At 63.0% G+C, this 26,746-nt stretch carries 25 protein-coding genes; 18 read left to right on the forward strand and 7 right to left on the reverse strand.

What is annotated here, in order from left to right; all coding sequences use genetic code 11:
• Window positions 1-96: 96 nt before the first annotated feature.
• On the forward strand, window positions 97-1,749 hold the full coding sequence (gene betA, locus DL1_RS04750; RefSeq protein WP_038063222.1) for a choline dehydrogenase: 1,653 nt from the start codon (window positions 97-99) through the stop codon (window positions 1,747-1,749).
• On the opposite strand, the gene DL1_RS04755 is transcribed toward betA, so the two are convergent.
• Entirely contained in the window at window positions 1,746-2,123 is a 378-nt protein-coding gene (locus tag DL1_RS04755; RefSeq protein ID WP_051693320.1) for a DoxX family protein, read from the reverse strand. The two genes, betA and DL1_RS04755, sit on opposite strands and share 4 nt — an antisense overlap.
• A 173-nt stretch (window positions 2,124-2,296) precedes the next feature.
• Here DL1_RS04755 and DL1_RS04760 point away from each other — a divergent pair, with 173 nt between their 5' ends.
• The gene (locus tag DL1_RS04760; protein WP_245739581.1) at window positions 2,297-2,884 is read left to right on the forward strand and encodes a thermonuclease family protein; all 588 of its coding nucleotides are present in this window, start codon (window positions 2,297-2,299) and stop codon (window positions 2,882-2,884) included.
• Between the two features lie 6 nt (window positions 2,885-2,890).
• Here the strand turns inward: DL1_RS04760 and DL1_RS04765 are convergent, their stop codons facing one another.
• Entirely contained in the window at window positions 2,891-4,285 is a 1,395-nt protein-coding gene (locus DL1_RS04765) for a helix-turn-helix domain-containing protein (RefSeq protein WP_038063227.1), read from the reverse strand.
• 247 nt (window positions 4,286-4,532) lie between these two features.
• On the opposite strand from DL1_RS04765, the gene DL1_RS04770 reads away from it, so the two are divergent.
• From DL1_RS04770 to DL1_RS04795, 6 genes are all read left to right on the forward strand, one after another.
• Window positions 4,533-6,065, forward strand: a complete 1,533-nt coding sequence (locus tag DL1_RS04770) for an acyl-CoA carboxylase subunit beta (RefSeq protein ID WP_038063229.1) — start codon at window positions 4,533-4,535, stop codon at window positions 6,063-6,065.
• Between the two features lie 9 nt (window positions 6,066-6,074).
• Window positions 6,075-6,587, forward strand: a complete 513-nt coding sequence (locus DL1_RS04775; RefSeq protein ID WP_245739582.1) for a DUF6497 family protein — start codon at window positions 6,075-6,077, stop codon at window positions 6,585-6,587.
• Between the two features lie 166 nt (window positions 6,588-6,753).
• Window positions 6,754-6,876 (forward strand): hypothetical protein, encoded by a 123-nt coding sequence (locus DL1_RS22215; protein WP_038063232.1) that lies wholly within the window; start codon window positions 6,754-6,756, stop codon window positions 6,874-6,876.
• 78 nt (window positions 6,877-6,954) lie between these two features.
• Window positions 6,955-7,347, forward strand: coding sequence for a hypothetical protein (locus DL1_RS04785; RefSeq protein WP_038063235.1), 393 nt, complete (start codon window positions 6,955-6,957; stop codon window positions 7,345-7,347).
• Between the two features lie 370 nt (window positions 7,348-7,717).
• Window positions 7,718-7,933, forward strand: coding sequence for a hypothetical protein (locus DL1_RS04790; protein WP_038063238.1), 216 nt, complete (start codon window positions 7,718-7,720; stop codon window positions 7,931-7,933).
• A gap of 156 nt (window positions 7,934-8,089) precedes the next feature.
• On the forward strand, window positions 8,090-10,093 hold the full coding sequence (locus DL1_RS04795) for an acetyl-CoA carboxylase biotin carboxylase subunit (RefSeq protein ID WP_038063241.1): 2,004 nt from the start codon (window positions 8,090-8,092) through the stop codon (window positions 10,091-10,093).
• Window positions 10,094-10,156: 63 nt separating this feature from the next.
• Here the strand turns inward: DL1_RS04795 and DL1_RS04800 are convergent, their stop codons facing one another.
• Window positions 10,157-10,645, reverse strand: a complete 489-nt coding sequence (locus DL1_RS04800; RefSeq protein ID WP_038063244.1) for a DUF4174 domain-containing protein — start codon at window positions 10,643-10,645, stop codon at window positions 10,157-10,159.
• A 252-nt stretch (window positions 10,646-10,897) separates the two neighbouring features.
• Between DL1_RS04800 and scpA the strand changes: the two genes are divergently transcribed.
• From scpA to DL1_RS04820, 4 genes are all read left to right on the forward strand, one after another.
• Window positions 10,898-13,027: a methylmalonyl-CoA mutase gene (scpA, locus tag DL1_RS04805; protein ID WP_038063247.1), complete on the forward strand. Its 2,130-nt coding sequence runs from the start codon at window positions 10,898-10,900 to the stop codon at window positions 13,025-13,027.
• Window positions 13,028-13,180: 153 nt separating this feature from the next.
• Window positions 13,181-13,879, forward strand: a complete 699-nt coding sequence (locus tag DL1_RS04810) for a tellurite resistance TerB family protein (protein ID WP_038063250.1) — start codon at window positions 13,181-13,183, stop codon at window positions 13,877-13,879.
• Window positions 13,879-14,898, forward strand: a complete 1,020-nt coding sequence (locus DL1_RS04815) for an endonuclease/exonuclease/phosphatase family protein (protein ID WP_038063253.1) — start codon at window positions 13,879-13,881, stop codon at window positions 14,896-14,898. Before DL1_RS04810 ends, DL1_RS04815 begins: the two co-directional genes overlap by 1 nt.
• A gap of 32 nt (window positions 14,899-14,930) precedes the next feature.
• Window positions 14,931-15,350 (forward strand): hypothetical protein, encoded by a 420-nt coding sequence (locus tag DL1_RS04820; RefSeq protein ID WP_051693322.1) that lies wholly within the window; start codon window positions 14,931-14,933, stop codon window positions 15,348-15,350.
• Here the strand turns inward: DL1_RS04820 and ppx are convergent.
• Genes ppx through DL1_RS04840 form a run of 4 tightly spaced genes read right to left on the reverse strand, consistent with a single transcriptional unit; the run spans window position 15,347 to window position 20,971 of the window.
• Window positions 15,347-16,897, reverse strand: a complete 1,551-nt coding sequence (gene ppx / locus DL1_RS04825) for an exopolyphosphatase (RefSeq protein ID WP_051693323.1) — start codon at window positions 16,895-16,897, stop codon at window positions 15,347-15,349. The two genes, DL1_RS04820 and ppx, sit on opposite strands and share 4 nt — an antisense overlap.
• A 39-nt stretch (window positions 16,898-16,936) precedes the next feature.
• Complete coding sequence (locus DL1_RS04830; protein ID WP_038063256.1) at window positions 16,937-19,102, reverse strand: RNA degradosome polyphosphate kinase; 2,166 nt, start codon at window positions 19,100-19,102, stop codon at window positions 16,937-16,939.
• Between the two features lie 51 nt (window positions 19,103-19,153).
• A complete protein-coding gene (locus tag DL1_RS04835; protein ID WP_038063258.1) occupies window positions 19,154-19,828 on the reverse strand; it encodes an HdaA/DnaA family protein in 675 nt (224 codons plus the stop codon).
• Window positions 19,829-19,831: 3 nt separating this feature from the next.
• Window positions 19,832-20,971, reverse strand: a complete 1,140-nt coding sequence (locus DL1_RS04840) for an AI-2E family transporter (RefSeq protein ID WP_051693324.1) — start codon at window positions 20,969-20,971, stop codon at window positions 19,832-19,834.
• A 267-nt stretch (window positions 20,972-21,238) separates the two neighbouring features.
• Between DL1_RS04840 and proS the strand changes: the two genes are divergently transcribed.
• From proS to DL1_RS04870, 6 genes are all read left to right on the forward strand, one after another.
• Window positions 21,239-22,576, forward strand: coding sequence for a proline--tRNA ligase (gene proS, locus DL1_RS04845; RefSeq protein ID WP_038063261.1), 1,338 nt, complete (start codon window positions 21,239-21,241; stop codon window positions 22,574-22,576).
• A complete protein-coding gene (locus tag DL1_RS04850) occupies window positions 22,563-23,063 on the forward strand; it encodes a hypothetical protein (RefSeq protein WP_038063264.1) in 501 nt (166 codons plus the stop codon). Before proS ends, DL1_RS04850 begins: the two co-directional genes overlap by 14 nt.
• A gap of 62 nt (window positions 23,064-23,125) precedes the next feature.
• Complete coding sequence (locus tag DL1_RS04855) at window positions 23,126-24,244, forward strand: cytochrome-c peroxidase (RefSeq protein ID WP_081856253.1); 1,119 nt, start codon at window positions 23,126-23,128, stop codon at window positions 24,242-24,244.
• Window positions 24,245-24,421: 177 nt separating this feature from the next.
• Complete coding sequence (locus DL1_RS04860; protein ID WP_038063266.1) at window positions 24,422-25,714, forward strand: lipoprotein-releasing ABC transporter permease subunit; 1,293 nt, start codon at window positions 24,422-24,424, stop codon at window positions 25,712-25,714.
• Complete coding sequence (locus DL1_RS04865) at window positions 25,707-26,387, forward strand: ABC transporter ATP-binding protein (RefSeq protein WP_038063270.1); 681 nt, start codon at window positions 25,707-25,709, stop codon at window positions 26,385-26,387. Before DL1_RS04860 ends, DL1_RS04865 begins: the two co-directional genes overlap by 8 nt.
• Window positions 26,388-26,390: 3 nt before the next feature.
• Entirely contained in the window at window positions 26,391-26,714 is a 324-nt protein-coding gene (locus DL1_RS04870; RefSeq protein ID WP_038063272.1) for an arsenate reductase family protein, read from the forward strand.
• The last annotated feature ends 32 nt before the right edge of the window (window positions 26,715-26,746 follow it).

A 26,746-nucleotide genomic window follows, 5' to 3' on the forward strand; every position in this document is an offset into this window, starting at 1 on the left:
TTGGGTGAGGCGGCGGGAGGGGGCTCTGCCCCCGACTGCCAAAACGGGCGTTTTGGCAGTCTCTCCCGGGATATTTTCGTCAAGAGGAAGTTGGATATGAGTGCGGAATTCGTGATCATTGGTGCCGGGTCGGGCGGGTCTGCCTTGGCCTATCGTCTGGCTCTGGCCGGGCGCGATGTCGTGGTAATCGAGCATGGCGGTTCGGATGCCGGGCCGTTCATCCAGATGCCGGGCGCGCTCTCCTATCCGATGAATATGCCGATCTATGATTGGGGGTTTTCCTCCGAGCCGGAGCCGGGGCTGGGCGGGCGCAGGCTGGCGACGCCCCGTGGCAAGGTACTGGGCGGCTCGTCGAGCATCAACGGGATGGTCTATGTCCGGGGCCATGCGCGCGATTTCGACCATTGGGAAGAGAGCGGTGCGCAAGGCTGGGGCTATGCCGATGTGCTGCCTTATTACAAGCGGATGGAGCATTGGCATGGCGGGGCGGGCTCGCAATGGCGGGGCACCTCAGGGCCCTTGCATGTGACGCGCGGGCCGCGGGCCAATCCGCTTTTCGATGCGTTCATCAAGGCGGGCGAGCAGGCGGGCTATCCTGTGACCGAGGATTACAACGGGGCGGCCCAAGAGGGGTTTGGTCCGATGGAGGCCACGATCTGGAAGGGGCGGCGCTGGTCGGCGGCCAATGCCTATCTGCGTCCCGCGCTCAAGACCGGCAAGCTGCGCATCGAGCGCGGTCTGGCGCAGCGCGTGGTGTTTGAAGGCACGCGCGCGGTGGGCGTCGAGATCACCCGCAAAGGCGGCGCCCGCGAGATCATCCGGGCCACGCGCGAAGTGGTGCTGGCGGCCAGCTCGATCAACACGCCCAAGATCCTGATGCTCTCGGGGATCGGGCCGGGCGCGCATCTGCGCGAGCACGGGATCGAGGTTTTGGCGGATCGGCCGGGTGTGGGCAGCAATCTGCAGGACCATCTTGAGGTCTATATGCAGTTCTCAGCGCGCGAGCCCGTCAGCCTGTTCAAATATTGGAACCTGAGGGGCAAGGCGCAGGTCGGCGCGCAATGGTTGCTGACCAAGACCGGCGTGGGGGCGTCGAACCAGTTCGAGGCCTGCGGCTTCATTCGCTCGGAGGCCGGGATCGACTATCCCGATATCCAGTATCACTTCCTGCCGATTGCCGTGCGCTATGACGGCAAGGCCGTGGCTGAGGGGCATGGCTTTCAGGCGCATGTCGGGCCGATGCGCTCGAAATCGCGTGGCACGGTGCGGCTGCGCGCGGGCGATCCGAGCGGTGCCCCGGAGATCCGCTTTAACTATATGAGCCATCCCGATGACTGGGCAGAGTTCCGCAAATGCATCCGGCTGACGCGCGAGATCTTTGAGCAGCCCGCGATGGCGCTCCATGTGAAGCGCGAGCTGCAACCGGGCGCGGATGTCGTGAGCGATGAGGCGATCGACGCCTTTATCCGCGAACATGCCGAAAGCGCTTATCATCCCTGCGGTACCGCGCGGATGGGGGCGGCGGATGACCCGGATGCCGTGGTCGATCCGCAGGGTCGGGTGATCGGGGTCGAGGGGCTGCGGGTGGCCGACAGCTCAATCTTCCCGCGCATCACCAATGGCAATCTCAACGCGCCTTCGATCATGGTGGGCGAGAAAATGGCCGATCATATCCTCGGGCTCGACCCGCTGCCGCGCGAGAACCTGACGCCCGAGATGGCGCCGAACTGGCAGGTCGCGCAGCGCTAGCGCCAGAGTTTGAAACGTCCGGGGCCTTGGGCTGCGAGGATCAGCAGCCCGCCCGCGATCGCCCAGTTCTTGACGACGATGGTCACCTGCCACGGGTCGGCGCGCAGCTGCCAGTGAAACCAGCTTGTGAAGATGCAATAGCCCGCGAGCAGCACCGCCCAGAGCTGAACGCGGGGCCCGAAGATCAGCGCAAGCGCCGCGATCAGGTTGAACAGGGCCACGGGCCAGACCAGCCAGCCGGGCAGGCCAAGCCAGCCGATCATCTGCTCGACGATCTGCGGATCGGTCACTTTTTGCGCAGCCCCGCCGAAGAACAAAAGCGCGATCAGGATCCGGCCTGCGAGATTGAGGCTGTCGGTCAGTTTCGGGTGCATGTCGGGCCTTTCCTGAGGGCTGCGCGCAGATGCGGTCGGGGCGCAGATGTGCCAATTGGTAAGATTAACCTACGAGATCTGTTGCCCCTGAGATCAATTCTCGCCATATCTTGAGAATGTTCAGGATTTGTTTCCTTTGGTTAATGCTGGCGCTGCCAGCCGTTGGGGGCTCGGTGAGCGGGGCGCCGCGGGTCGTGGATGGCGATACGCTCGTGCTCCAGAATACGCGGGTGCGGCTCTTTGGGATCGACGCGCCCGAGGCGCGCCAGACCTGCAAACGTGCCTCGGGGCAGCTGTGGGCCTGTGGCAAGGCTGCGACCTTGCAATTGCAAAAGCTCGCAAGCCATGGCGTGCGCTGCACGGGACAGGAGACGGATCGCTACGGGCGCCTGATCGCTGTGTGTCGCGCGGATGGGCGCGACATCAATGCGCAGATGGTGGCGCGCGGTGCGGCCTTTGCCTATCGCAAATATTCCCGCGACTATGTCGGTCAGGAGACGCAGGCCAAGCGCGCGGCGCTGGGGATCTGGCAGGGCGCGGCCGAGCAGCCTGCCGATGTGCGCGCACAGGGCCGGGCGGGCGATCCTCCGCCCAAGTTGGGCTGTGCGATCAAGGGCAATATCTCGGCGCGCGGGCATCTCTATCATCTGCCCGGAACGCGCGCCTATGCGGCGACCCGGATCAATCCCAAGCGTGGCGAGCGGTGGTTTTGCTCGGAGGCGGCGGCGCGGGCGGCAGGCTGGCGGCGCGCCGGGGGCTGAGCGCGCTCAGGCAATGTCATAGGGCAGAAGTCCGCGGTGATCGGGGTCGACATGCAGACGCCGCTCCAGCGGCGGGACCGAGCGCTGATGGCAATTCTTGCGCTCGCAGATCCGGCAGGAAATCCCGATTGGCTCATAGGCCTTCGGGTTGATCAGCTCCATATCGTCGGCATAGATCAAACCATCGGCATGGCTGACCTCGCAGCCAAGGCAGATCGCGTAGCGCCGCACGGGGGCTGTGAAACTGCCGCCCGGTTTGGACACGTCGCGGGCGAGGCAGAGATAGCGCATCCCATCCGGCGTCTCGGCCAGTTGGCGCAGGAAACGCGTTGGCGTTTCAAAGGCTTGGTGGACATTCCATAAGGGGCATGCGCCGCCGAAGCGGGCAAATTGCAGCCGCGTGGCGGAATGGCGTTTGGTGATCGTACCGGCCTGATCGACGCGTACGAAGAAGAACGGAATGCCCTTGGCGCCGGGGCGTTGCAGGGTGGAGAGGCGGTGGGCGACCTGCTCGATTGACGCGCCGAACACGTCGCAAAGCCGTTCCAGATCGTGGCGCGTCTCCTGCGCGGCCTCGAGGAAACGGGCATAGGGCAGCAGCGCCGCGCCCGCGAAGTAATTGGCCAAACCGATCTTGGCGATGGCGCGCGCGGTGTCCGATTGAAAGCGGGCGAGATCCAGCGTGGCCTCAAGGAGGTCATCTTGGGTCACAAGAGCGACCTGATGCAGCAGTTGAAACGCTTGCGTCGGCTTGCCTGCATGGGCGTTGATCACAAGCCGGTCGCCATCACGCTCGCGCAGCGGGCCGATGTCGGAAAACTGCACGGTGAGCCCATGGCGGGCCAGCGTGTTCATCGCATGGGGGATGGGGTCCAAGCGATTGCCATTGGGGCAGGAAAACCGCTCGGCGGCGCGATCGACCGCATCAATGTAATTGTCGCAATAGTGAAAGAAGTCGCGCACCTCTTCCCACGGGCTGAGCACGGTTTGTGTGCCGTCGCGGCCCAGAGCCTCGTCGAGAGAGGCGAGTCGTTCATGGGTCTGGCGATAGGCGCGGTGCATCTCGAGAAAGGCGCGCGCGAGGGCAGGGGCGTTCGACGCTGCGAGCCGGAGATCGGCAATTGGTGGGGCGGTTTCGGAGAAGATCGGATCGGCCAGCGCCTCGCGCATATCGGTGACCAGCCGCTCGGCATCGCCCGCCGACAGCTCGGTCACATCAAGGCCGAATTCCGAGGCCAGAGCCAGCACCACCTGTGCGGAGACCGGGCGGTGGTTGTTTTCCATCTGGTTGAGATAGGGCAGGGAGACGCCCAGCCGTTCGGCAAAGATCTTTTGGGTCAAGCCCAGCCGTGTGCGCGTCTCGCGCAGTTTGACACCGGCATAGAGTTTCTGAGTCGCCATCCGAGCCTCCTCTTTGCAAACGCATTACTATCTTTGCAAAATCTGGAGGTCAAATTCTAGTGACGCGGCTTGCTACTTTTGGCGCGTTATTGCTTTCAGAACGAGGGGCGAGACCGCGATTCCGCGTGATATTCGCAAATTCGCAATTAGCAACAATCATCTTGCCAAGATTTTGCAAATTTTCTGAAATGCCCTTTGTAAGATGGTTGCGCTTGTATACTGTGCCTTCAAACAGTCGGAGGTTCGCATGAGAGATATCCTGGAAGAGCTCGAAGAGCGGCGTGCGCAGGCGCGGCTGGGCGGTGGTGCGGCGCGGATCGAGGCGCAGCACAAGAAGGGAAAGCTGACCGCGCGCGAGCGGATCGAGCTGCTGATGGATGAGGGCTCTTTCGAAGAGTTCGACATGTTCAAAACCCATCGCTGCACGGATTTCGGGATGGAGGAGAGCAAGCCTTATGGCGATGGTGTCGTCACCGGCTGGGGCACCGTCAACGGGCGGATGGTCTATGTGTTCTCGCAGGACTTCACCGTGTTCGGCGGCTCGCTGTCGGAAACCCATGCCGAGAAGATCTGCAAGATCATGGATATGGCGGTGCAAAACGGCGCCCCTGTGATCGGGATCAACGATTCGGGCGGGGCGCGGATTCAAGAAGGTGTGTCGAGCCTCGGCGGCTATGCCGATGTGTTCCAGCGCAACATCATGGCCTCGGGCGTGGTGCCGCAGATCAGCCTGATCATGGGGCCCTGTGCGGGCGGTGCGGTTTATTCGCCCGCGATGACCGATTTCATCTTCATGGTGAAAGACAGCTCCTACATGTTCGTCACCGGGCCTGACGTGGTGAAAACCGTGACCAATGAGGTCGTGACGGCCGAGGAGCTGGGCGGTGCGAGTACCCATACCAAGAAAAGCTCGGTGGCTGATGGCGCCTATGAGAATGATGTCGAGGCGCTGATCGAGACTCGCCGCCTGATCGATTTCCTCCCGCTCAGCAATCGCGAAAAGGCGCCGGTGCGGCCCTTCTTCGATGATGTGGACCGGATCGAGGAATCGCTCGATACGTTGATCCCGGCCAATCCCAACGCGCCTTACGATATGAAAGAGCTGATCACGAAGATTGCCGATGAGGGCGATTTCTTCGAGATTCAGAAGGAGTTTGCGGGCAATATCATCACCGGGTTCGTCCGCCTTGAGGGGCAGACCGTGGGTGTGGTGGCCAACCAGCCAATGGTGCTGGCGGGGTGTCTGGATATCGACAGCTCGCGCAAGGCGGCGCGGTTCGTGCGCTTCTGTGACGCTTTCTCGATCCCGATCCTGACGTTGGTCGATGTGCCGGGCTTCCTGCCGGGCACGGGGCAGGAATATGGCGGGGTCATCAAACACGGGGCCAAGCTGCTCTTTGCTTATGGCGAGGCGACGGTGCCGAAGGTGACAGTGATCACCCGCAAAGCCTATGGCGGGGCTTATGACGTGATGGCCTCCAAGCATCTGCGGGGCGATTTCAACTATGCATGGCCCACCGCAGAGATCGCGGTGATGGGGGCCAAGGGCGCGGTCGAGATCCTCTATCGCTCGGAGCTGGGCGACCCTGAGAAGATCGCGAGCCGCACCAAGGATTACGAGGACCGCTTTGCCAACCCGTTCGTGGCGGCTGAGAAGGGGTTCATCGATGAGGTGATCCAGCCCCGCTCGACCCGGCGCCGGGTGGCGCGCGCATTCGCGGCGCTGCGCTCGAAGAAACTGTCCAACCCTTGGAAGAAGCACGATAATATTCCGCTGTAAGAGGGCGCTATGGGGGTGATGGATGCAGGGCTACGCGCGGTGGGCGCAGGTCTTTTGGCCGCGGGGCTGATGGCTGCGAGCGCGCAGGCTCAGGCGCCGCGCGAGGTCGCGCCGCTCGCGCAATACGGCGTGCATATGCATCCCGATGACGTGACGCCTGCCGATGGACCCGAGGGAACGCAGGGCAAGGCGATTCCTGTGCCTTCGGGGCAGAAGGTCTGGTGGATCGACGTGATCCACTCCGCGCAGGGCGCAAATGGACTGACCTACCGCTTCCGCTTTCTTGCGCCGCAGATTGGCGGGCCAAGCCCTCTGAGCCCCGAGATCGCACTGGCCGATATCGAGTCACTGTGCAATTCGTGGGTCGCCGCCCGGCTGGCCAAACCGGCTCCGGGGCCGGTGGATGTCGTGGTGAGCCTGTCCGACCGCATCGTGCCGTTCGGCGAGGTCGACCACGAGGCAACACAATATTTCGACACCTATTCTGTCGATAAAGGAAAATGCGAATGGCAATTCTTCTAATGCCGTCCTCGACGGTTCGGCGGATCACGCGCAGATCGCGCTTCCGTGAACAGGCTTTGCGGGGTAACCTAACGCTGGGGAAAGGGAATCCTTGCCCACCCGTGCAATCGGATGCGGCTGGTTTGACCTTCGTGGCACAGCGCGTGTCCACGGACAGGAGAACACCATGTCAAAGCTGCTTATCGCCATCGCGCTCGTCGGGTTCGTCGCGGCCTGCGCGCCCAAGCCTGAGCCCGCGCCAATGGCTGCACCCATCACGCAAGAACCGGTCTCGTCCGGCAAGTATTGAAGCCGTTCGCCCGGGACGGGGCGCAGCCCTCGTCCCGCGCAACAGCGCAGCGCTCTCTTCGCAGGGAGGCTGTGCAACATGCTGAAACATCGCGGCTTTCCGGGGCGTCTGCCCTCAACCGATTATCAATTCACAATTCGGCGCGCCAATAAGAAGGGCGCGACCAAGATCATCAAGCGCGAGCGTTTCGCGGATCGTTCGGCTGCCGATCGGCGGGCCGATGAGGGCTTTATGGCAGCCCTCTGGGCGCAGTTCGGCGAAGAGCCCTTCGAGCGTGGCAATCTGGATGCCGGACGGATCAGCTGGCTGTTTGGCCGCGAGGTGATCCCGGCTGAAGATCCCTTCGATCCCGAGAGCTATGAGGCGCTGCTGCAGATTGATGTCAAACGCGCCGAGGCTGCGTTTCCGACCGTGTTCTCCGCCCCCGAAAGCTTTGATTTCGGGGATGAAGATGACGAGGACTGGGCATGATTTCGCCAGTTGCAACTTACGAATGGCAGCAAGCCGCCGAATCCGCGGCCCGGGCCCAATTGGGCTTTGCAATCGTGTGCAACAATGCTCAGATTAATGGTGTGGCCCGTTATGTCCCCAACCCCTGCGGGTCACATATTACTACCCCTACCCCTTCCCTTTCTCTGCGGCCTGACCTTCTGGTCGGGTCGCAGCTTTCTTTTGCTGCGCGCAGAGCGGCGGATCGACATGGCAAGAGGGTCCTCGCACGGCGCTGCGGGGATCGGCGGCGCTTTGCCGATTCTTGCGAGATTGCGGATTTTGAGTTGGCTTTTCACGCTTTCGAGATAGGTTCAGCGGTAATAACAACCGCTCGAAAAGGCAGAACACGATGCGCAAGACCCCAATTCTCATCCTTCTTTCCGGCCTCGCACTCGCAGGCTGCATGCAGACCGATGGTCAGCGTGCGCTGGCAGGGGCAGGCGCTGGTGCCCTCGTCGCCGATGCGACTGACAACAACGTTGTGGCAGGCGCAGCCTTGGGCGCGCTCGCAGGCACCTATTGCGACGATGCGGGCGTCTGCACCCGCTCGCGCCGCGGCTACTAAGTTTCGCGCGCAGCCCGCATCGGGCCGCGCCTATTCGATCATGACCGCCATCGGGGCCACGCGTCCCGGTGGCGGTTTTTCGTTTGTCTCAAGACAAGATCAGACCGTATCGGAGGGCCCGCGCGCCGCGCGTGCCGCCAAGGGGAAGGAGCGGCTATGTTCAAGAAAATCCTGATTGCCAACCGGGGCGAGATCGCCTGCCGGGTCATTAAATCGGCCCGGAAAATGGGTATCCAGACGGTCGCTGTCTATTCCGATGCGGATCGCGATGCGCTGCATGTGAAGATGGCCGACGAGGCCGTGCATATCGGGCCGTCGCCTGCCAACCAATCCTATATCGTGATCGACAAGATCCTTGAGGCGATCCGGAAGACGGGCGCGGAGGCGGTGCATCCGGGCTATGGGTTCTTGTCGGAGAACCGCAAATTTGCCGAGGCGTTGGAGGCCAATGGTGTGACCTTCATCGGGCCGCCCGCCAGCGCGATCGAGAAGATGGGCGACAAGATCACCTCGAAGAAGATCGCGCAGGAGGCCAATGTCTCGACCGTGCCGGGCTATATGGGGCTGATCGAGGATGCTGATGAGGCGGTGAAGATTTCGGGCGAAATCGGCTATCCGGTGATGATCAAGGCCTCTGCGGGCGGCGGCGGCAAAGGCATGCGGATCGCGTGGAACGATCAGGAGGCGCGTGAGGGCTTTCAGTCGTCGAAGAACGAGGCCGCGTCGAGCTTTGGCGATGACCGGATCTTCATCGAGAAATTCGTGACGCAACCGCGCCATATCGAAATTCAGGTTCTGGCGGATCAACACGGCAATTGCGTCTATCTCAATGAGCGCGAATGCTCAATCCAGCGCCGCAACCAAAAAGTCATCGAAGAGGCGCCGTCGCCGTTTCTCGACGAAGAGACCCGCGCGGCCATGGGAGCGCAATCGGTCGCACTGGCGCAGGCCGTGGGCTACACGTCGGCGGGGACGGTGGAATTCATCGTCGATGGCGAGAAGAATTTCTACTTCCTCGAGATGAACACCCGCTTGCAGGTCGAGCATCCGGTGACCGAGCTGATCACCGGCGTCGATCTGGTCGAGCAGATGATCCGCGTGGCCGATGGCGAGCCGCTGCCGATGAAACAGTCGGATATCGGGATCAATGGCTGGGCCATCGAGAGCCGGCTTTACGCCGAAGATCCCTATCGCAACTTCCTGCCCTCCATCGGGCGGCTGACGCGCTATCGCCCCCCGGTCGAGGGCAAGACCGATGGCGGCGGCATCGTGCGCAACGATACTGGCGTGTTCGAGGGCGGCGAGATCTCGATGTTCTACGATCCGATGATCGCCAAGCTGTGCACATGGGCGCCGAGCCGTGCCGAGGCGATTGAAGAGATGCGGCTTGCGCTCGATACGTTCGAGGTGGAGGGGATCGGGCACAACCTGCCGTTCTGCGCCGCCGTGATGGATCATGGGCGCTTCATCAGCGGCAATATCACCACCGCCTTTATCGAGGAAGAATATCCCGAAGGGTTCGAGGGTACGGAGCTTCCGGCGGAGTTGGAGCGGCGGGTCGCTGCGGCCTGTGCCGCGATGGAGCGGGTGGCCGAGATCCGGCGCACGCGCATTTCCGGCACGCTGGGCAATCACGAGCGCAAGGTCGGCACCGATTGGGTCGTCTCGCTGCAAGATCAGAACTTCGCGCTAAGCGTGGCCGCCGACAAGGCTGGGGCCACGATCCGCTTCGAGGACGGGGCCGAGATGCGTGTCGAAAGCGACTGGACGCCGGGTAACCAATTGGCGCGGCTGGATGTCGATGGCGCGCCGCTGGTGCTCAAGGTCGCCAAGATCCCGATGGGTTTTCGGATCCGCCTGCGCGGCGCTGATCTGAAAGTCCATGTGCGCACGCCGCGTCAGTACGAGCTGGCGCAGTTGATGCCGGTGAAAGTGCCGCCTGATACCTCCAAGCTGCTGCTCTGCCCGATGCCGGGCCTCGTGGTGAGCATTTCCGTGCAAGAGGGCGATGAGGTCCAAGAAGGGCAGGCGCTGGCCACTGTCGAGGCGATGAAGATGGAAAACATCCTGCGCGCGGAGCGTAAGGGCGTGGTGAAGTCGATCTCGGCCGAGGCGGGCGCGAGCCTTGCCGTGGACGAGATCATCATGGAGTTCGAATAAGGTGGGCATGGCGCCGCGACAGTCGGGGGCAGGCCTGGATGCGCCGGTCGCGATCGCGCGGCGCTACCTGAGTGCGCCGTTGCGGACCTCTTCGCGCCGGATCGGCATTTTGTCGATCGAGCGGATCACCTCGCGTGCATCCCAAGGCGCGGGTTTGCGCAGGTTGACGGTGCCATCCTTGGCGATGATCACCAGCGAGAACCCGCGCGGGCGCAGCTTGAGCCGCACGGAGCTTGGCGGATCGGGCGTTGTGTCGGCAATCACGATGACGTCGCGCGCGGCCAGTTCCGGCCAGCGCTCTGACAGGCGGCGGATCTGCTCGATGAATGCGGGATCGTTGGGGCTGTCGGCAAAGACGACGACGGGGCGCTTTTTCCACACCAGATCGTCGAGCGAGACGCTATCGCCGGGCACCGGCGCAAAGCCGCCCGCCGCCTCTGGCGTGGTCGTGGCATCGGGCGCGGGCTCTGCCGCCTGCTGGGCGGGGAGCGCGGAGCCAAGGCTCAGGCTCAGACAGGCCGCGAGGGCCAAAGTGATACGGGACTGGGTCATCGCTCCTCCTGTGCAAGATATAGGCATGCCGGGGCGTGCGGGCTACGGCTGCACATGCAATTTTTTGCAAAATCAGCGCTTTAAGCGTGTTGAGAGGGATTTTTCCCGGATCATCCCGGCAGAAGGGACTGTGCGCTCGATCCGGGCTAAGAAGCCCCGCGGCTGCGCTAAGGGAATTGATTTCGTGGATGTTTCAGCCGGGAGGACAGGGGGTCACCCCGACCACGGCGCCAGAGTAAAAAGGAAGAGACCATGACCGACAAGCAAGCGGAATGGCGCAAGCTCGCCGAGAAAGAATTGCGTGGCCGGGACTTCGGGGATCTGACCTGGAAAACCCTCGAAGGCATTGATGTGAAGCCGCTCTATACCGAGGCGGATCTGGAGGGGCTCGACCATCTGGGCACCGTGCCGGGGATCTCGCCCTATACGCGCGGGCCCCGCGCCACGATGTATGCGGGCCGCCCGTGGACGATCCGGCAATATGCGGGCTTCTCGACCGCCGAGGAAAGCAACGCCTTCTATCGCCGTGCGCTGGCCGCAGGGCAGCAGGGCGTGTCGGTGGCCTTCGATCTGGCGACGCATCGGGGCTATGACAGCGATCATCCGCGTGTTGAGGGCGATGTCGGCAAGGCGGGCGTGGCGATTGACAGCGTCGAGGATATGAAAATCCTGTTCGACGGCATTCCGCTCGATAAAGTCAGTGTTTCCATGACGATGAACGGGGCCGTGATCCCGATCCTGGCCAATTTCATCGTCACCGGCGAAGAGCAGGGCGTGGACCGCTCGGTGCTTTCGGGCACGATCCAGAACGACATTCTCAAGGAGTTCATGGTTCGCAACACCTATGTCTATCCACCCGAACCCTCGATGCGGATCATCGCCGATATCATCGAATACACCGCCAATGAGATGCCGAAATTCAACTCGATTTCGATCTCGGGCTATCACATGCAAGAGGCGGGCGCGAACCTCGTGCAGGAGTTGGCCTTCACGCTGGCCGATGGGCGCGAATATGTGCGCACGGCGATTGCGGCGGGCATGGATGTGGACCGGTTCGCGGGGCGTCTGAGCTTCTTCTTCGCCATCGGGATGAACTTCTTCATGGAGGCGGCCAAGCTGCGCGCGGCGCGTCTGCTGTGGAGCCGGGTGATGCAAGAGTTCAATCCGCAAAAGCCGGGATCGAGCATGCTGCGCACCCATTGCCAGACGTCGGGTGTGAGCCTTGCCGAGCAAGATCCCTATAACAACGTGGTGCGCACCGCCTATGAGGCGATGGCCGCCGCGCTGGGCGGCACGCAATCGCTGCACACCAATGCGCTCGATGAGGCGATGGCGCTGCCCACGGATTTCTCGGCCCGGATCGCGCGCAACACGCAGCTGATCTTGCAAGAAGAAACCGGGATCACCAATGTCGTCGATCCGCTGGCGGGCAGCTATTACGTCGAGAGCCTCACCGCCGAGCTGGCCGAGAAGGCTTGGGCGTTGATGGAAGAGGTCGAGGAGCTGGGCGGTATGACCAAGGCCGTGGCCAGCGGCATGCCCAAGCTGCGCATCGAGGAATCGGCGGCGCGCCGGCAGGCGTTGATCGACCGGGGCGAGGACGTGATCGTCGGCGTCAACAAGTACCGGCTTGAGAAGGAAGACGATCTCGACATCCTCAATATCGACAATGCGAAGGTGCGCGACAGCCAGATCGCGCGGCTCAAGACGATCCGCGCCACCCGCGACGAGGCGGCCTGCACGGCGGCTTTGGCCGAGCTGACACGGCGCGCGAAAGAGGGCGGCAACCTTCTGGAAGCGGCCGTTGAGGCGGCGCGGGCGCGGGCCTCTGTAGGGGAGATTTCGATGGCAATGGAAAGCGAGTTCGGGCGGCACCGCGCCGAGGTGAAGACCCTCGCAGGCGTCTATGGCGCGGCTTATGAGGGCGATGAGGGCTTTGCCCAGATCCAGCGCGATGTCGAAGAATTTGCCGAGCAAGAGGGCCGTCGTCCCCGGATGCTCGTCGTCAAGATGGGGCAGGACGGGCATGATCGCGGGGCCAAGGTGATCGCGACCGCATTTGCCGATATCGGCTTTGACGTCGATGTCGGGCCGCTGTTCCAGACCCCCGATGAGGCCGCGCAAGATGCCATCGACAATGATGTGCATGTCGTGGGTATCTCGAGTCAGGCAGCCGGACACAAAACACTTGCCCCCAAGCTGATCGAGGCCCTGCGCGCCAAGGGGGCAGATGACATCATCGTGATCTGCGGCGGCGTGATCCCGCAACAGGACTACGCCTTTCTCAAGGAGGCCGGCGTCAAGGCGATCTTCGGGCCGGGCACGAATATTCCGCACGCCGCGCGTGAAATCCTTGAGATTGTGCGCCAGACCCGGGGCTGATCGCGCCCTCTCAGGCATCGGGCCGCGCGCCCGGTGCCGGTCCGCCGTGAGCGCCTTTCGGTGGCAAGATTGCGCCTGCGGCATATTGGATCTGTAGCTGCTCTGTGCATTTGTGCAGGTGCAAAATCATGCGCGTGAGGCTAAACTTACCGCATGGATAAGCCGCTTTCGATATGGTCTCGCATCGCGCATGCTCTTGCTGCCCTCGGGCGCGGCGAGGGGCTGTCGTCGTTTTTTGACAATCTGCGCGAGCCGCCGGAACGCTCGGTCGCCTTTACCATCGCGGTGATTGCGCTGGGCGCGAAGATGGCCAAAGCCGATGGCGAGGTCACCCGCAACGAGGTCGCGGCCTTTCGCAAAATCTTCCAGATCCCGCCCGGCGAAGAGGAAAACGCCGCGCGCGTCTTCAATCTTGCCCGCACCGATGTGGCGGGTTTTGACGCCTATGCACGCAAGATCTCGCGGATGTTCGGGCCCGGCGCGGATGTGCTGCGCGATGTGCTTGAGGGGCTGTTCTTCATCGCCATAGCCGATGGCGATTACCACGAAAACGAGGATATTTTCCTGCGCGAGGTGGCGCAGATCTTCGGGCTTGAGGAGTGTTGCTTCCACGCGATGCGCGCAGCCTTCGTGCCTGATGCGCCGCGCGATCCTTGGTCGGTCCTCGAAGTGGCACCGGGTACGCCGATTGACGCGGTGCGCAAGGTCTGGCGCGCGAAGGTGCGTGACGCGCATCCCGACCGCGCCATCGCGCGCGGTCTGCCGCAAGAGGCCGTGCAACTGGCCGAGCAGCAGGTGATTGCGCTCAACGCCGCATGGGAAGAGATCCGCGCCAGCGCCACGACCGCCTGATGCGTATCGCCACTTGGAACATCGAATGGTTCACCACGCTGTTCGATCGTGACGGGCGGATGCTTGAGGATGATCAGTGGTCGGCGCGCTACAACGTGACGCGCGCCCAGCAGCTTGGCGCCATCGGGATCGTGATGAGCGCGCTGGAGGCGGATGTGCTGCTCGTGGTTGAAGCCCCCGACGATGATGTGAAGCGCCATCGCACGGTCGATATGCTTGAGGCATTCGCGCGGCATTACGGGCTGCGTCAGCGCAAGGCGCTGATCGGGTTTGCCAATGACACCCAGCAGGAAATCGCGCTGATGTTCGACCCTGACGTGGTGAGCGTGCGCCATGACCCGCAAGAGAGCGATGCGTGGCCGCGGTTTGACATGGCATTGCATATCGATCTCGATATTGATGCCCATAAGGACACGGTTCGGTTCTCCAAGCCCCCATTAGAGGCCGAATTGAAGACAATCGGCGGGGAGGTTATGCGGCTGATCGGGGTGCATGTGAAATCCAAAGCGCCGCATGGCGCGACCAGCCCGGAGATGGCGACGCGAATCGCAATCGAGAACCGCCGCAAGCAGCTTGCCCAGACGGTCTGGCTGCGCGGGCGGGTGGAGGCGCATCTGGCGGCGGGCGACAGCCTGATCGTGCTTGGGGATTTCAACGACGGGCCGGGGCTGGACGAGTACGAAAAACTCTTCGGGCGTTCCGGCGTAGAGATCGTCGCGGGCGAGGGCGGGCCGGAGGCGCTGCGGCTGCGTGACCCGCATGCGCGGCTGAGCATTGCGCATCACACGGCGGCGGCGCCCAGCTCTGCCCGGTTCTATCGCTCTGATACCAAACAGTATTTCTCGGCGATGCTCGACTATATCATGGTCTCGCCCGATTTGGTGCAGCGGGGGGCCGCGTGGCGGATCTGGCATCCGTTCGATGATCCCAAGATCTATGCGGTGCCAGAGTTGCGCGGAGCGTTGTTGCAGGCATCCGATCATTTTCCGGTCGCGCTCGATCTGATGCTCGATGCGTGATTTCCCACCGAAATACGGGTAAGGTGCGGGCTATGAAACATGCTTTTTTGACCCTCGCGACCGTTCTCTCTCTGGCCGGGCCTGCCTCGGCTCAGAGCACGCCCGCGCCATCGGACGGCGATGCCGAGCGTGGCTTGTCGATGCTTGAAGAGGGCGCGCAGCTTCTGTTTCGCGGGCTTATCGACCAGATGAAGCCCGATCTCGACGAGATGCGCAAAGGGCTCGGGGAGGCGACCACGGAGCTGGGCCCCAAGCTGCGCCAGTTTCTCGCGCTGGTCGATGATCTGCGCAATTACGAGGCGCCCGCGCGGCTGCCCAATGGCGATATCGTCATGAAGCGCCGTCCCGATGCGCCCCCGCCGCCGCCCCTTATGGACGCACCGCCCGCGCCCGAGGCGCCAGATGGCCCGCAGGACCACCACACGGGGCCGCAAAACGAGATCGAGCTTTAGGAGACCTGCGCCTCTGCCTTGAGCGCGTTGGCCAGCGACCGGAAGCGTGCTGCGGCGACCTCGCCAAAGAGCGCACGGCCTTTCTTGCTTAGTTTCAGCTTCAGTACGCCCTCTTTGGCGCTGTAGTCTAGCTCTCCGGCATCGGCGGGATTACTGGCGCTGAACATCGAGCCGAACCGCATCGCCTTGCCCAGAACTTCGGCCTGCTGGATTTCCTCGTCACTCAGAAGCCCAAGGAAGCTCTCCAGCCGCGATCCGGAGCGCGAGTTTTTGTAGCGATGCAGCAAGGCCAGCCCCAGAAAGATCCGTTCGGCATGTGACATCGCGGAATAGTTCGCGCGGGTGACATTCTCGAAACAGGCCTCGGCGCGGTAATCGGGATGGGTGCGCCATGTCGTGTCATGCAGCAGGCAGGCGGCGCGGATCAGGCGGAACCTCTCGGGCGGCAGCGGGCCGAAGATCGGCTCGATGAAAGCGTGCAGCTTCTTGCCCGAACCGGGGATGCGCGACATCACGCGCTCGGAATGGCGGCACGCCTCGACCAGCGGATCGCGACGGCGCAGGCGCTCGGGCATCTGCTCATAGAGCAGACCTTCGCGGATGCCATAGGCCGAGACGTCGATTTCCTTGGGCTGGAACTGTGTGATCAGTTCGGCCAGAACCTGACTGGCCAGCGGCACCAACTCCATCCGCGCAGCCGAGGTGCCGGTCTTGGAGCGCAGCTTGTCGATGTCGGATTTGCCGATCCAGTCGATGGTCTCGTTGAGCCCTTCGGGCGTCATCCGGTATTCGTGGAGCACCAGAAGAGGGTATTCGCGGCGCTCCATATCGAGCCGGGCAATCGCGCGCCACGAGCCGCCCACGAGATAGATCCGGTCGTGATCGGTGCCGACCTGTTCGGCCAAAGCGGCAATCGTTTCCTGAATATGGGCGGCCAGTGCTTTCTTGCCGCCTTCGACCATCTGCAGCCGGAAGGGGCCAAGCTGCGAGGTGGCGCGGCGCCAGACCTTACCGTTTTTGATCTCGGCCAATTCCATCGAGTTGCCGCCGATATCACAGACCAGACCCTCGGCTTCGGGCCAGCCCAGCAGCACCCCTTGGGCCGACAGCCGGGCCTCTTCGACGCCTTCGATCACATGCAGCTTGAGGCCGGTCTCGCGCTCGATCTGGGCGCGAAATTCGGGGCCATCCTCGGCATCGCGCATCGCGGCGGTGGCCACGCAGGTGAGCGGTCCGATCTCCATCCCGTCAGCCAAGGCGGCAAAGCGTTTGAGCGCCTCAAGCCCGCGCTTGCGCCCCTCGGGATTCAGCTTGCCGGTTTCGGCCAGACCTTGGCCCAAGCCCGCCATGACCTTTTCGTTGAAGAAATAGGCAGGCGAACGGGCGGCCCCGTCAAACACCACCATGCGGATCGAGTTCGACCCGATATCGACCACGCCCACACGCGAGAGCGCGCGCACCGATGGGTCGTCGAAGAGTGGCTGACCAAAGGGGTCCCAATCGTCATTGTCACTCGTCTTCGGCAGCGCCTTGAGTTTGCCTGTCATCAGCCCATCCGGTTGAGTCGCTTGGGGGCCAAGCTAGGGCTAGTCGAAGCTATGGGCAAGTTTTGGTACGTCCTTTGCCCCTGCGGAACCCCGGCCCGACAGCGAGGGAAACTCCATGAAGAAGCGATGGCAGGAAAACAGATCGTCCTTGCCCTCGGGCAGGTAGCGGATGAATTTCCCGTCGGGTTGCAAGATCCAGCTTTGCGCCTCATCGGCCATATTGGCGGCCATGATCTGGCCGGTGATCTGCGCCTTGACGGTAGGGTTCTTTGCCTCGACGAGCGTTTCCACGCGGCGATTGAGATTGCGTCCCATCCAGTCGGCGGAGGAGAAAAACACCCGCGCCTGTTCGGAGGGCAGGCCATGGCCATTGCCGAAACACACGATCCGCGAGTGCTCCAGAAAGCGGCCCACGATGGATTTGACGCGGATATTCTCGGACAGGCCCTTGATGCCGGGCCGGATGCCGCAGATGCCGCGTACCACGAGCGAGATCTTCACGCCCGCCTGACTGGCCCGGTAGAGCGCATCGATCACATCGGATTCGATGATCGAGTTCATCTTGGCCCAGATCGCCGCAGGCTTGCCCGCCTTGGCAAAGCTGACTTCGCGGTCGATCAGCTCCAGCAGCCGGGGCTTCATCGAGATCGGCGAGATCGCGAGGTTCTCCAGCCCCTCGGGCTGCACATAGCCCGACAGGTAGTTGAACACTTTGGTCGCATCGCGGCCCAGCGGCGCATCGCAGGTGAAGAAGCTCAGATCGGTGTAGATCTTGGCGGTGATTGGGTGGTAGTTGCCGGTGCCGTAATGGGTATAGGTGACAAGCTGGTCACCCTCGCGGCGCACCACGGTCGAGATCTTGGCGTGGGTCTTGTAGTTGATGAAGCCATAGACCACATGCGCGCCCGAGCGCTCCAGCCGCCGCGATTGCCGGATATTCGCGGCCTCGTCAAAGCGGGCCTTCAGCTCGACTAGTGCCGTGACTGACTTGCCGTTCTCTGCGGCCTCGCAAAGTGAGCCCACGATCGGGCTGTCCTTGGAGGTCCGATAAAGCGTTTGTTTGATCGCCAGAACATTGGGGTCATTGGCGGCCTGATCGAGAAAACGCACCACGAGATCGAAGGTCTCATAGGGGTGGTGCAGCAAGATATCCTTTTGCTTGATCGCGGCGAACATATCGCCCTCGTGATCCTGCACGCGCTCGGGGACGCGCGGCGTGAAGGGCGGCCAAAGCAGATCAGGCCGCGAGCTGAGCACCAGCTCCTTCACGTCAGCGATACCCACGAGGTTCTTTTCCTCGACCACCTCATCGGGATCCACATGCAGCTCGCGCATCACCAGCGCCTGCAGATCGGCAGGCGCGCCGGGCGATACCGACATGCGGATCACCTGACCGCGGCGGCGGCGCTTGAGCGCCGTCTCAAACTCGCGCACGAGATCTTCGGCCTCGTCCTCGACCTCAAGATCGCTGTCGCGCAGAACCCTGAAGCTGCACGAACCCACATCGCGATAGCCCGGAAAGAGCGAGTTGAGGTGGATCATCAAAAGCTGCTCAAGCGGCAAGAAGCGGGCCTCGCCGGGCAGCCGCACGAAGCGGTCGATTTGCTGCGGGATCGGCAGAAGCGCCTGAAGGCGGCGCTTGTCGGATTCGCGCTCCAGCTCGAGCGCCAGACAGAATCCGGTATTGGGAATGAACGGGAAGGGGTGCGCCGGGTCAATCGCCAGCGGCGAGAGCACCGGGAAGACCTTGTTGAGGAAATGCTCCGACAGATAGCTCAGATCGGCCTTGGTCAGGCGCGAGCGCGAGACGACATGGATGCCCTCTTGCTCCATCGCGCGCTTGAGCGCGGACCATGTCGCCTGCTGGGTGTCCATCAGCTTGCGCGCATCGGCGTTGATCCGCTCCAATTGCTCGGCCGGGGTCAGGCCGTCATCGGAGGGGTTCATGTTGCCCTCGCGCACCAGTTCCATCAGGCCCGCGACACGGACCGAATAGAACTCGTCGAGATTGGTGGCCGAGATCGACAGGAACCGGACCCGCTCCAGCAAAGGCACGCGCGGATTGCGCGCTTCGTCGAGGACACGCCAGTTGAAGGCGATCCAGCTCAACTCGCGATTGAAGAACCGGCCCGGCCCCGAGATTTCCTCGGGCGGCAGGGTCACTGGGGCGGGGAACGGTGTCTGTAGAAAATCTGCCTGTGTCATATCCGCGCTTATCGTTGAGAATTGTAAGGGCGATATGACAGTTTGCGCGGCTTAGTCCAGACTGTCCAGCACCTGTGCCGCCAGCGGTCGCGTGATCGCGCGTTGCTCTGACAAAGCGCGGTCATCAAGCGCTGCCACCAGCCTGCGCGCGGTCGCAAGCGAGCGATCCATCCGCGTCACCAGCCAGTCGATCAGCACCGGCGAGACCATCAGTTGGCGATCGTTGAACAGCTTGACGAGCACGGCTGCGAGCAGCGCATCATCGGGCGGTGTGATGCGAACGGTGGCCGAGGCTTCCATCCGGCTGATCAGGTCTGGCAGCGTCACGCCCCAGTCGCGCGGCGGAGTGCGCGCGGTCAGCAAAAGCCTGCCGCCCTCGGCCTGCATCAGATTGTGCAGGTGAAACAGCGCGGTCTCGCGCACGCGATCCCCGCCGATCTGATGGGTGTTCTCGATCACCGCGACGCGCTGGGCTGCCAGTCGCGGTGCGTCGTCATCGCTCAGATCGCGCGCCGCCAGCGGCTCGGCGCCCTGTTCTTGCGCCCAGATCGCGGCCAGATGGGTTTTGCCCGCGCCTTCCGGCCCGATCAGGATCATCCGACCGTTGGGCCATGTCTGGGGCGCATCCAGCGTGCTCAGCGCCAGCGCATTGGCCGGGGCGATGAAGAAATCCTCCCGTCCCTGCGCGGAGCGGATCGGCAGGGGAAAGATCAGTTGTTTGGCCATATCCTAGCTTTCGGTCGTGCTGCGCCCCGCGCCCGTGACCTGACCCGTCTCTTCGTTGATGAAGGATGGGGGCGCCATGTCGGGCGGCTCGTGCCCGCTGACGCCACGATAGAGCGCCCCGTGCAGATATTGGTCGATGAGGAACCTTGCAAGCACTCCGATGGCCGCGGCGACCGGCACTGCGACCAACATGCCCGCAAATCCAAACAGCGTGCCGAAGGCCGAGAGCGCAAAGAGCAGCCAGAGCGGATGCAGGCCGACGGAATCTCCGACCAGTTTGGGCGTGACGATATTGCCCTCCATGAACTGACCGAAGGCAAAGATCCCCGCGACGATCCCGATATGGAGCCAGTCTCCCCAGAACTGGAACAGGGCAAGCCCGATGGCCAGCGAGCCGCCGATGATCGCGCCGATATAGGGGATGAAGGTGAGCGCCCCTGCGACCGAGCCCACCAAAAGCCCGAATTGCAGCCCTGCCAGCATCAGCGTGATGGCGTAGAACGAGCCGAGGATCAGGCAGACCGTGACCTGTCCGCGCACGAAGCCCGACAGCACACGGTCGATATCATGGGCGATGGTGCGGATCGTGGGCGCGTGATCACGCGGCAGCCAGCTGTCGATCTTGGCGACGATTCGGTCCCAGTCGAGCAGCATGTAGAAAGTCACGACCGGCACGACGACGATGAAGATCACGATATTGACCACTGTCATAGCCGAGCTGAGCAAGGTGCTGGCCACTTCGCCCCCGCGCGATTTGATGGCCTCGCCAATCGAGGCGAGCGTGTCATTGACGACGGAGTTTTTCACCAGATCGGGGAAGCGCTCCGTCAGAAAGGCTTGCAGCGATTGCAACAGCTCGGGGGCCAGCGCGATAAGCTGGCCGAGCTGGCGCACCAGCATCGGCAGGATCGCGAGCGACAGCACGACGAAGACCAAGAGCCCCACCAGCGCGATCACGATGGTCGAGAGCGCCCGGCTCAGCCCCAGCCGCTCCAGCCGGTCGGCGAGCGGGTCGAGGAAATAGGCAATCGCGCCGCCCATCAGGAAGGGCAAGATCACGCCGCCCATGCGCCAGAGCGCAAAGACAAGCACTGCCGCGGCGAGGCTCCAGAAGATCATCTGTTGTCGGACGGACAAGGCCATCGTCGGGCTCCTTTGCGGTACAGTTGCCCTAACGTGGCAAGACGGCGGAGAGAATCAAGAGTGCGTGCGGCGATCGCTCGACAGACTATGGCATGTCCGCCCGGTGAAATAGGCCCTCTGTGTCGCGACGCCAAAGCAGGCGGCTCTCTGGCCGGAACCTGTGCGCGGCGGGAGCCAAGCCCCGTTCCGCAAGCGCCATCTTGCCCAATGCGCCCATTTCCTCTAGGCCATCTGGCAAGACCTTCCTCAACGCCCAAAGGATCGCAGATGCGCCTTTCCCGCTATTTTCTCCCCGTTCTGAAGGAAACCCCTGCGGATGCGCAGATTGCCAGCCATCGGCTGATGCTGCGCGCAGGCATGATCAAGCAGCAGCAGGCGGGGATCTATTCCTGGCTTCCGCTGGGCTACAAAGTGCTCAAGCGCGTTGAGCAGATCGTGCATGAAGAGCAGGTGCGCGCCGGGCATATCCCGCTTTTGATGCCCACGCTGCAACCCGCGACGCTGTGGCAGGAATCCGGTCGCTATGACGCCTACGGCCCCGAAATGCTGCGGATCAAGGATCGGCACGGGCGCGATATGCTCTACGGTCCGACCAATGAAGAGATGATCACCGATATCTTCCGCAGCCATGTGGAAAGCTACAAATCGCTGCCGCTCACGCTCTACCACATCCAGTGGAAATTCCGCGACGAGGTGCGGCCGCGCTTTGGTGTGATGCGAGGGCGCGAGTTCCTGATGAAGGACGGCTATAACTTCGATCTGACGAAGGAAGACGCGCTGCATGCCTATAACCGCCATATGGTGAGCTACCTGCGCACCTATGAGCGCATGGGGCTGACGGCGATTCCGATGCGCGCCGATAGCGGCCCGATTGGCGGCGATGACACGCATGAATTCCTCGTGCTGGCCGAGACTGGCGAGTCGGAAGTGTTCTACGACGCCAAGGTGCCCGAGCTGAAGCTGGGCAAGCGCGAGGTGGATTACGATGATCGCGAGGCCGTCAAGGCGATCTGCGACGAGTTCACCTCGGCCTATGCGCGCACCGACGAGACCCATGACGCGGCATTGTTCAACGAGATCCCCGAGGAGCGCCGCTGCGTTGGCCGCGGGATCGAGGTCGGTCAGATCTTCTATTTCGGCACCAAATATTCCGAGGCGATGGGCGCCACCGTCAACACGCCCGATCAGGGCAAGGTGCCGGTGCATATGGGCAGCCATGGCATCGGGGTCTCGCGTCTTCTCGGCGCGCTGATCGAGGCCAATCACGACGAGCGCGGCATTATCTGGCCCGAAGGCGTGACGCCGTTCCATGTCGGGATCGTCAATCTCAAGCAGGGCGACACGTCTTGCGACGCCGCCTGCGAGGCGCTCTACCGCGCCTTTACCGAAGCCGGGCTTGAGCCGCTTTACGATGACCGCGAAGAGCGGGCAGGGGCGAAATTCGCTTCGATGGATCTGATCGGTCTGCCCTGGCGCATCACCGTCGGGCCGCGCGGGATCGCGGCGGGCAAGGTCGAGCTGACCAGCCGCCGCACCGGCGAGAGCGAAGAGATGTCGGCAGAGGAGGCGGTCGAGAAGATCGTGGCGATCTATGCGGCGCTTTGATCTGATATTGGCCGCCGGGTTGGCGCTGCTCGGGTCGGGCGCGTTGGCTCAGGGAACGGGGCTTACGCACTGGTCCGATGACGGGCTGGGGATCTCCGCGCAGGTGCCGCTGGGCTGGGACGTCGATACCATGCCAGGCGGTGGTGTGCTGTTCACGCAGCCTGGGCTGGATTCGCATGTGGCGGCCCATGTTGCGTTCCGCGCCCATGCGGATGCGGGCACGGCGCTGACATCGCTGCATGACCAGACTTTGCGCGCGCATCTGCTGGAAGGCGACACGGTTCAAAGCGACACGATCGATGACAAAGGGTTCGATCTGCGCTCGAGAGCGGCTGAAAGCGGCATGGTGCAATGGCAGATCACCAAACGGCTGAGCTGCAAGGGCGGGCCTGTTCTGGCTTCGCTCGATATCCGCTTCCCCTCTGGCGCGGCGGATCAGATGCAGGGCTTGCTGGCCGATATCCCGGACTCGCTTGGCTGCAAGTAAGACCGACTGGACCTGAGTGTTTCTATCGGGTATTCACACCTCAATCAGTGAGAGGGGCGGGTATGCGGTTCGTTTTGGCGGCACTTATCGGGTTGGCGGGCTTTGGGTCGGCCAGAGCGCAGGACGCGGCCCCCTATGACAGCCTTGCCGATTGGGGGGCTGCGTTGTTTTTCGACGCGGATCTGTCGGCGGCGCGCACGCAATCTTGCGCGACCTGCCACGATCCCGCGCGCGGCTTTTCCGATCCACGCCCCGGGGCCGTCAGCCTCGGCGATGATGGTGAAAGCCGGGGCGCGCGCAATGCGCCCGCTTTAGGATATGCGAAGTTCGCCCCGCCCTTTCATCGCGATGAGACGGGTGCCTATATCGGTGGCCAGTTCCATGACGGGCGCGCACGGGATCTGGCAGCCCAAGCGATTGGTCCGATGATGAATCCGGTCGAGATGGCCTTGAGCGGCCCGGAGCAGGTGGCCCAGCGGGTGCTTGAGAAGCCGCGCTACCGGGCGAGCCTTGCCGTATTGGGCGGTGCCGATCCCTCTGATCCGGAGGCTGTGGCCGCGCTCACCGCCAAGGCGATTGCCGCTTTTGAATCCGAACCGCAATTTTCCAGCTTCGATTCGAAATATGACCGGTTTTTGCGCGGCGAGGCGGAACTGAGCGATCAGGAGGAACTGGGACGGCTTTTGTTCTTCTCGCAGCAATTCACCAGCTGCAATGCCTGCCACCAATTGCGCGAAACGCCGGGGGCGGCCAACGAGACTTTCACCAATTACGCCTATCATAATATTGGCGTGCCCGCGAACCCGGATCTGCTGCGCGCGGGGCAAGCGCCCGATCGCGGGTTGTTGGACAATCCCGAGATCTCCGATCCGGCGCTCGCGGGGAAGTTCAAGGTTCCGAGCCTGCGAAATGTCGCACTCACCGGGCCTTACATGCATAACGGGGTGTTCTCGGATCTGCGCACGGTTTTGCTGTTCTATAACAGTTTTAACAGCAACCGCGCCGAGCGGCAGATCAATCCCGAGACCGGGCAGCCCTTTGGCCCGCCCGAGACGCCCGGCACCCTGTCGCGCGCGGAGTTGGAACGTGGGCCCGCGCTGAACGATCAGCGGATCGCGGCGCTTGAGGCATTTTTACGCAGCCTGACCGATCAGCGCTATGAGGGGTTGCTAAGCGAGTAATGGCGCTGGGAGGGTAGGGGCTCTGCCCCTCTGGCCCTTACGGGCCATTCACCCCGGGATATTTGGGCGAATTCGAAGGCGGAAACTGGCGCAGGCGTGAGCCGGCTAGGGTGGGCGCGCCCTTGACCTTTGCCCGCGCGCAGGCCAGCTTGCGGCGAATTTTGCCGGATGGAGCCCATGGCCGCACGCACCGCCCCGTTTTCCCGTTTCGAGTTCATGATTGCCTGGCGTTACCTGCGGGCGCGGCGCGCCGAGGGGGGCGTCTCGGTCATGACATGGATCAGCCTGATCGGCATCACGCTCGGTGTGGCTGCGCTGATTGCGACCTTGGCCGTGCGCGCGGGCTTCCGGGCCGAGTTCGTCTCGACCATCGTGGGCTCAAACCCGCAGATCACTGTCTATACCGCGCCCAGCGAGGTGGTTCCGGGCTCGGGCGTGTTTACGCGCCAGATCCGCGATTACGAGGAACGCACGAAGCGGATCAAGGCGGTGCCGGGCGTGGTGAGTGCGGCCCCTGCGGTGCGTGGACAGGCGATGGTGAGCTTTGCCGATCGTGCCAATGTGGCGGATGTCTATGGTCTTGCGCTATCGGATCTCAAGAACATCCCCCGGATCGCGCATTCGAGCGAGGCGCAGGGCAATATCGACAATTTCGACAAGGGGATCGCGATCGGTATCGGCATGGCGCGCGATCTCGGCGTGACCGTCGGCGATAAGGTCAAGCTGCTATCGCCCAACGGGGCCAAGACGCCCTTTGGCACAAGCCCGCGGGTGAACGCCTATACGGTCGAATATATCTTCTCGGCGGGGCGTTACGATATCGATCAGACCCGGCTCTACATGCCCTTCAAGGAGGCACAGAGCTTTTTCAACCGCGAGGGCGGCGCGGATGAGATCGATGTCGATGTCGCCGATCCCGAACATGTCGAGCAATGGGAGACCGCGCTGAGCAATGCCAGCGGTAAGGGCACGCTGTTGTGGACGTGGAAAGATGCCTCGGGCAGTTTCCTGCGCGCGCTTGGCATTGAGGACAATGTGATGTTCATCATCCTGTCGATCCTCGTGCTGATTGCCTCGATGAACATCACCTCGGGGCTGATCATGCTGGTCAAGAACAAGGGCCGCGATATCGGCATCTTGCGCACGATGGGGTTGGGGCAGGGCTCGATCCTGCGGGTCTTCTTCCTCTGCGGCGCCTTCATCGGCGTGATCGGAACGGCGGCGGGGCTGGCCATCGGGGTGCTGTTTGCGGTCAATATCGACCATGTGATGGAGTTCGTGAACTGGATCAATGGCGGCGATGCGTGGGACCCTTCGATCCGGGGCATCTATCATCTGCCCGCGAAATTGCAGCCCTGGGATGTGCTAAAGGCCGTTGGGTTGTCGCTGACTTTGTCCTTTGTCGTAACGATCTTTCCGGCGCGCCGGGCGGCCCGCATGAACCCGGTGGAGGCGCTGCGTTATGAGTGATGTCTTGGTCCTGAGCGCGCTGGAAAAGCGCTACAATCGCGGCAAGCCCAACGAGATCGTCGTGCTGCAGAACCTCTCGCTGCGCATTCCCAAGGGGCAGGTGACGGCGCTGGTCGCACCCTCGGGGGCGGGCAAATCGACGCTTTTGCATATCGCGGGGCTGCTTGATACGCCCGATAGCGGCACGGTCGAGCTTGAGGGCACGGATCTGAGCGGTGCGCGCGATGGGGTGCGCACGGCGGCGCGGCGCGAGAAGCTGGGCTTTGTCTATCAGTTTCACCACCTGCTCCCGGAGTTCTCCGCTACCGAGAATATCGTGCTGCCGCAGCTTGCCAATGGCGTGGCGCGCAAGGCGGCTGAGGCGCGTGCGGCGGATCTTTTGGGGCGTGTCGGGTTGACCTCGCGCGCCGCACACAGACCCTCGGCTCTGTCGGGGGGCGAGCAGCAGCGCGTCGCTTTCTGCCGCGCACTGGCCAATGGGCCGAGCCTGCTTTTGGCCGATGAGCCCACCGGCAATCTTGATCCGACGACTTCGGATACGGTGTTCGACGTGTTGATGGAGCTGGTGCGCGAGACGGGCCTTTCGGCGCTGATCGCGACGCATAATCTGGCGCTGGCTGCCAAGATGGATCGGGTTTTGCGCCTTGATGCGGGCGGTTTGACGGAGGAGTAAGCGATGATCGTCTATGGGATTTCGACCTGCGACACGGTGCGCAAGGCGCGCCGCGCCCTCGAAGAGGCGGGGCGCGAGGTCACGTTTCGCGACGTGCGGGCCGAGCCGCTGAGTGCGGCAGAGGTCTCGGAATTCGAGGCGGCGTTTGGCGAGAAGATCGTCAACCGCGCCTCCACGACTTGGCGCAAGCTGACAGATGAGACGCGCGCAATGCCGGTGGCCGAGCTGCTTCAAGAGCACCCGGCTTTGATGAAGCGCCCTGTGATCCGCGAGGGCGCGCAGCTGACACTGGGCTGGGGCAAGGATGTGCAGGCGCAGTGGCTGTGAGCGGTCGCGCGCTTTGAGCGGCGATCCGGCCG

Origin of the sequence: Thioclava dalianensis (genome assembly GCF_000715505.1) — a bacterium.
GTDB lineage: Bacteria > Pseudomonadota > Alphaproteobacteria > Rhodobacterales > Rhodobacteraceae > Thioclava > Thioclava dalianensis.